Source organism: uncultured Aquincola sp., assembly GCF_964001545.1.
GTDB lineage: Bacteria > Pseudomonadota > Gammaproteobacteria > Burkholderiales > Burkholderiaceae_C > Aquincola.
Genome location: NZ_CAXFDV010000435.1, coordinates 1 through 6,023, shown reverse-complemented (window position 1 = coordinate 6,023; position 6,023 = coordinate 1). Strand labels below are relative to the sequence as shown.

5 protein-coding genes are annotated in these 6,023 nt (G+C 71.5%); 2 read left to right on the top strand and 3 right to left on the bottom strand.

The annotated features are described in order from the left end of the window. Positions 1 to 1,331 (bottom strand): AMP-binding protein (locus tag ABNT58_RS14855; protein WP_348754235.1); only part of this gene is annotated, 1,331 nt, incomplete at its 3' end. Positions 1,332 to 1,450: 119 nt separating this feature from the next. Between ABNT58_RS14855 and ABNT58_RS14850 the strand changes: the two genes are divergently transcribed. After that, positions 1,451 to 3,154: an FAD-dependent oxidoreductase gene (locus tag ABNT58_RS14850; protein WP_348754234.1), complete on the top strand. Its 1,704-nt coding sequence runs from the start codon at positions 1,451 to 1,453 to the stop codon at positions 3,152 to 3,154. On the opposite strand, the gene ABNT58_RS14845 is transcribed toward ABNT58_RS14850, so the two are convergent. Both ABNT58_RS14845 and ABNT58_RS14840 read right to left on the bottom strand, forming a co-directional pair. Further along, entirely contained in the window at positions 3,151 to 4,044 is an 894-nt protein-coding gene (locus ABNT58_RS14845) for a fructosamine kinase family protein (protein WP_348754233.1), read from the bottom strand. The two genes, ABNT58_RS14850 and ABNT58_RS14845, sit on opposite strands and share 4 nt — an antisense overlap. After that, the gene (locus tag ABNT58_RS14840; protein ID WP_348754232.1) at positions 4,041 to 4,949 is read right to left on the bottom strand and encodes a LysR family transcriptional regulator; all 909 of its coding nucleotides are present in this window, start codon (positions 4,947 to 4,949) and stop codon (positions 4,041 to 4,043) included. The genes ABNT58_RS14845 and ABNT58_RS14840 overlap by 4 nt, the downstream gene beginning before the upstream one ends. 112 nt (positions 4,950 to 5,061) lie before the next feature. Between ABNT58_RS14840 and ABNT58_RS14835 the strand changes: the two genes are divergently transcribed. Beyond that, the coding region (locus ABNT58_RS14835; protein WP_348754231.1) for a TRAP transporter substrate-binding protein at positions 5,062 to 6,023 on the top strand (962 nt) is incomplete at its 3' end.

Sequence of the window (6,023 nt, the reverse complement as noted above, 5' to 3'; positions counted from 1 at the left end):
GCGCTTTCGATCATGCCGGGGTCGATGTTGTGGGCGCCGCGGATGATCACGTCCTTCGAGCGGCCGGTGACATACACCCGGCCGGCTTCGTCCAGGTGGCCGATGTCGCCGCTGATCAGCCAGCCGTCTTCAAACGTGCCGGCATTGCGCGCCGCGTCGGTGTAGCCGGGGCTGACGTTGGGCCCGCGCACCCGCAGGATGCCCGGCTCGCAGGGGCCGGCGGGCGTGCCGTCGGGTCGCACCACCTTGACCTCGGTGCCGGGCAGCGGCAGCCCGCAGGAGCCGGGCGTGCGCGGGCCGTCCACCGGCTCGATGCAGATGACGCCGGCGCTTTCCGTCATGCCCAGGATGTTGCGCACCGGCACCTGGAAGCGCTCCTCGAAGCCGGCCGCCAGCTCGGTGGGCAGCGGCGAGCCGCCGGTGAGCAGCGCCCGCACCTGGCGGAACTGCGCGGGCCGCAAGGGCAGCGACAGCAGGCTGGCGATGACGGTGGGCACCGCCGCCATCAGCGTGATGCCCAGCTGCTCGGTGTAGTCGCCATAGCGGGCCATGAAGCCGGTGTTGCGCAGGCCCAGCCGGGTGGGCAGCACCAGCTGGGCGCCGCTCATCAAGGTGGACAGGCCATAGACGAAAGACCCCGCCACGTGGAACAGCGGAAAGCCGCTGAGCATCACGTCTTCGGGCCGGGTGCCGAACATCGCGGCCGCGCCGCCGGCCGCATGCAGCTGGTTGGCATGGGTGTGCTGGGCCAGCTTGGGTGCACCGGTGGTGCCGCCGGTATGGAAGAGCGCGGCCAGCGGGGCTGCCGGCAGCGAAAAGTCCAGGCCATCGGCGCGGTGGGCGGCGCTTTCGGCCACGAAGCTGCGCACGCCTGCAGGCAGCTTGGCATCGGGCGCGCAGGGCACCGCCAGCACATGGCGCAGCCCCGGGCAGGCGGCGGTGATGGCCGCCACCTGGTCCCAGATGGGCAGGTCGGGCGCCGGCCCCAGCGCCACCAGGATGCTGGCGCCGCAGGCATTCACCAGGTCGGCGATGTGGCTGGCACCCAGCTGGTGATTGATGGGGCAGGCGGTGCCCGCCGTCTCGGCCGCCCAGAGGGCCACATGGGCCTCGGGCGTGGGCGGCAACAGCAGCGCCACCCGCGGCGCGCCGCCATCGGCCAGCGCATGCAGCAGGTTGGCGGCCTGGTTCACCCGCGCCATCAGCTCGGTGTAGGTCCAGTGGCGCAGCGGCACGCCGGGATCGGGCTCGTCGATCGCGGTGATGGCGATGCGCGCAGGGTGCGCCCGGGCGGCGGCCTGCAGCGCCGCATGCACATGGTTGGCTGTCATGAGAAGAAGTTACGCCACGGGCCGCCCGGCGCGTGTCATCCGCGATGGCGACGCGGCGCGCCGCCCACAGGGCCGCCGGGCTTGAGTAAGCTGCGCGCTCGCAGTTCCTGGAGTTGCCCATGGCCGACAGCGCCCCCTACACCCCGTACAGCACCCTGCACAACCGGCAGGCGCAGATGTATCCGGTGCTCACCGATGAGGAATTGCATCGCATCCAGCGGTTCGGCGTCATCCGCCACTACGAACAAGGCCAGCGGCTGTTTGCGGTGGGCGAATCGGGGCCGGGCATGTTCGTGGTGATGTCGGGGCAGGTGGCCATCAGCCACCGCGACGGCATGGGCCGCACGCGTCCGGTGGGCGTGCAGGGCCGGGGGCAGTTCCTGGCCGAGGCGGGGCAGCTGTCGGGCCGGCCGGCGATGGTGGACGGCGACGCCGTGGGCCCGGTGGAGGTGCTGGTGATGTCGCCCGAGCAGCTGCGGGCGCTGATCATCGCCGAGGCCGACCTGGGCGAGCGCATGGTGCGGGCCCTGATCCTGCGGCGCATGGCATTGATCGAATCGGGCGCCAGCGGCCCGGTGCTGATCGGCGCTCCGCGCGGCCATGCGCTGCTGCGCCTGCAGGGCTTTCTGGCCCGCAATGCGCAGCCGCACCATGTGTCCGACCCGGCGGAAGACGCCGCCGCTGCTGCCATGGCGCTGCAGTACGGCGCAGGACCTGCAGACGTGGTGGTGGTGTGCACCAACGGCACGGTGCTGGTGAACCCCAGCGAGCCGGCGCTGGCGCGTTGCATCGGCATGGTGGGCAGCGCCGACCGCCTGGCCACCTACGACCTGGTGGTGGTGGGGGCCGGGCCGGCGGGCCTGTCCACCGCGGTGTATGCGGCCAGCGAAGGCCTGCGCGTGGCGGTGCTGGACTGCCGCGCCCATGGCGGGCAGGCCGGCGCCAGCGCCCGCATCGAGAACTACCTGGGTTTTCCCACCGGCATCACCGGGCAGGCGCTGGCGGGCCGCGCCTTCGTGCAGGCGCAGAAGTTCGGCGCCGAGATGCTGATACCGGCCGAAGTGGCCGGCCTGGACTGCAGCCGCGACCAGGCCGGCGGCGAGCTGGCGGTGCGGCTGAGCGACGGCAGCCGGCTGCGCGCGCGCAGCGTCGTGATTGCCAGCGGCGCCCGCTATCGCCGGCCCGAGGTGCCGCGGCTGGAACAGTTCGAGGGCAAGGGTGTGTCGTACTGGGCTTCGGCGCTGGAAGCACGCGGCTGCGCGCAGGCCGAGGTGGCGCTGGTGGGCGGCGGCAACTCGGCCGGGCAGGCGGCGGTGTTCCTGTCGCAACACGCCAGCCAGGTGCACATGCTGGTGCGCGGGCCGGGCCTGGCGGCCACCATGTCGCGCTACCTGATCGACCGCATCGAGGCCACGCCCAACATCCACCTGTGCACCCGCACCGAGCTGACCGAGCTGCACGGCGATCCGGTGGCCGGGCTGGACGCCGCCAGCTGGCGCCACCGCGACAGCGGCGAGGCGGTGACGCGGCCGGTGCGCGGCGTCTTCCTGTTCGTGGGCGCCGAGCCCGAGACACGCTGGCTGAAGGACTGCGGCGTGGCGGTGGATGCCAACGGCTTCGTGCTCACCGGCGCCGGCCTGCCAGCAGGGGCGGTCAAGCCCGGCCATGTGCCCTCGGCGCTGGAGTCCAGCATCCCCGGCGTGTTCGCGGTGGGCGACGTGCGGGCCGGCTCGGTCAAGCGGGTGGGCGGCGCCATCGGTGAAGGGGCGGCGGTGGTGGCCGCCATCCACCAGTACCTGGCCGGATTGCCGACCGCGGCCTAAGCGCGCAGCAGCGCCTGCGCCAGGCCCATCGCCTGCCGCTCATAACCGCCGCCGAAGATGAGCACGTGGTTCAGCAGGTGGTACAGCTGGTACAGCGGCCGGCGGCGCGGGTAGCCTTCGGCCAGGCCGGCCACTGCGCGGTAGGCGGGCCAGAAGCCGGCCGGCGGCTGGCCGAACAGTTCCAGCAGCGCCAGCTCCATCTCCGGGTCCGACACCGACACCGCCGGGTCGTAGACCACCGGCTCGTCACCCGCCAGCGCGCCGCAGTTGCCCAGCCACAGGTCGCCGTGGATCAGCGCCGGGCGGGGCCGATGGCCATCGTCGAAGAAGCGAGGCAGCCGATCGGCCACCTGGTGCACCGCCTGCACCAGCGCGGGCGCCTGCCTGGCGGCCTGCAGGCGCTGCGCCAGGGCCAGCAGGCGCTGATCACGCAGAAAGCCGAGCCAGCCTTCCAGACCGGACGCCGCGCTCCAGGTGTTGGTCTGCGGCGTGGGCCCCAGCCGGTTCTCGATCGGCCAGCCGAAGCGGCCGCCGCCGGGGGCCGGGTGCTGGTGCAGCCGGCCCAGCGCTTCACCCAGCCGGGCGCCATGGGCCGGGCCGGGCGCCACCAGCGGCAGCCATTCCATCGCCAGCCAGGCCAGGCCGTGCTCAGCGTCGCAGCGGGCTTCCAGCACCCGGGGCACGCGGAGGGTGTGTGTGCTTGCCAGCGCCTGCAGGCCATCGGCTTCGGCCAGCAGCGTGTGGGCATGGGCGGGGGGCAGTGTCTTGACGAAACAGTCACCCGCCGGGCCTTGCGCCCGCCAGGTGGAGCAAAAGCCGCTGGCACCCAGCTCCTGCACCTGCCAGTGGCCGGGCCAGCGGGCCTGCAGCGCCTGCAGCAGCCACTTCATGAAGGCAGCCCGCCGGTGAGGTGGTGCGCCGCCCGGTGCAGGTGGGCCATGAAGTGGCGCACGCTGGGCTTGCGGTGCATCTCGGTACGGGCCAGCGCGCACAGCGTCAGCATCAACGGGCCTTCGGCCACCGGCACCACGTCCACGTACTGGGCTGCAAAAGGGTGGGCCGCGATCTGCTGCGGCAGCAGGCCCACGCAGTTGCCGCTGGTGATGATGGACAGCAGCCCCAGCGTGGAATTGACCAGCGCACCGGCCGGCGGCGGCGGCAGGCCGTGCTGCTCGAACAGCGTGCGCGCATAGCCTGAATCGGCGGTGGCCCCGGTGTACACCCAGGGCGCCTGGCCCAGGTCGGCCAGCTTGCGGGCCTTGGCCAGCGGGTTGCCCTTGCGCACCACCACCACCATGGCGGTGGGCATCAGCGTTTCCACCGCGAATTCGCCGGGCGGCAGCTCGGGCGGCAGCGGGCCCAAGGCGATGTCCACCTCGCCCTTGCGCAGGCGGGTGAGCTGGGCGATGTACAGCTCTTCGCTCACGCGCAGCTGGATCTCGGGGAAGGCCTGGCCGAAGGTGCGCAGGGTTTCGGGCACCAGCAGCATCACCGCCAGTGGCACCGCGCCGATGGTCAGCGAGCCCGTCATGCGGCCGTCGAGCTGGCGGATCTGGTCCACGGCCTGCTGCAGTTCGCGCTCTGCGGTGCAGGCGCGTTCGTAAAGCACGACGCCCTGGGCCGTGGCCACCACGCCGGTGGTGGATCGCAGCAGCAAGGTGGTGCCCAGCTCGGTCTCCAGTTCGCGGATGAGCTTGGTCAATGCGGGCTGCGAGACGCCCAGGCGGCGCGCCGCTGAGCGCAGGCTGCCTTCTTCGATCGCCGCGACCAGGGCGCGCAGGCTGGTGAGCTTCATGCAAACCATGATAACGAAGCGTTATCGCGCCGCGCAATGCGCCATCTTCCTGCGGGCGGGGCCGATTCCTAGACTTTCGCCCAGCCTGAACACAAAGATGGAGACAAGCCCGATGACCCTGCCCCGCGTAGCCCTTGCCACCGCCACCCTCTGCCTGCTGGCGCTGGCGCCTGCCGCCCGCGCCGCCGACGAGGTGGTGCTGAAGGTGCACCACTTCCTGCCTGCCGGCTCCTATGCGCAGCAGATGTTCATCCAGCCCTGGTGCGACAAGATCGCCAAGGAATCGGCCAACCGCCTGCGCTGCCAGATCTACCCGTCCATGCAGCTGGGCGGCACGCCGCAGCAGCTGGTGGATCAGGTCAAGGACGGCGTGGTGGACGTGGTGTGGACGCTGTCGGGCTACACCGCCGGCCGCTTTCCGCTGACCGAGGTGTTCGAGCTGCCCTTCATGATGCGCAGCCCCGAAGCCACCAGCAAGGCGCTGTGGGACTACATCCAGCAGTCGGCCATGCAGGAGTACAAGGGCATGCAGCCCATCGCCTTCCACGTGCATGGCCCCGGCGTGTTCCACATGACGGGCAAGCCGATCCAGACGCGCGCCGACCTGAAGGGCCTGAAGGTGCGTGCGCCCACGCGGCAGACCAACCGCTTCCTCGCGGTGCTGGGCGCCACGCCGGTGGCCATGCCGGTGCCGCAGGTGAGCGAGGCGCTGAGCAAGGGCGTGATCGACGGCGCGGTGGTGCCTTATGAGGTGATGCCCTCGGCCAAGATCCAGGAGATCGCCAAGTTCCACAGCGAGACCGATCCGGCGGAGGCGGCGCTCTACACCTCCACCTTCATGTTCGTGATGAACAAGGGCCGCTACGACGGCTTGCCGGCGGACCTGAAGAAGGTGATCGACGCCAACAGCGGCCAGGCCTTGTCGGGCCAGATCGGCAAGGTGTTCACCGCCGCCGATGCCGAAGGCAAGAAGCTGACCGGCCGCAATGCGGTCAACGTGATTCCCGCGGCCGAGCTGGCCGGCTGGAAGAAGGCGGCCGAGCCGGTGGTCGAGCAGTGGGTCACCGAGGTGGG

What these genes read in the sequence shown, in the direction of transcription:
- ABNT58_RS14850 (WP_348754234.1), top strand. Translation starts at nt 1,451, where the DNA reads ATGGCCGACAGCGCCCCCTACACCCCGTACAGCACCCTGCACAACCGG.
- ABNT58_RS14845 (WP_348754233.1), bottom strand. Translation starts at nt 4,044, where the DNA reads ATGAAGTGGCTGCTGCAGGCGCTGCAGGCCCGCTGGCCCGGCCACTGG.
- ABNT58_RS14840 (WP_348754232.1), bottom strand. Translation starts at nt 4,949, where the DNA reads ATGAAGCTCACCAGCCTGCGCGCCCTGGTCGCGGCGATCGAAGAAGGC.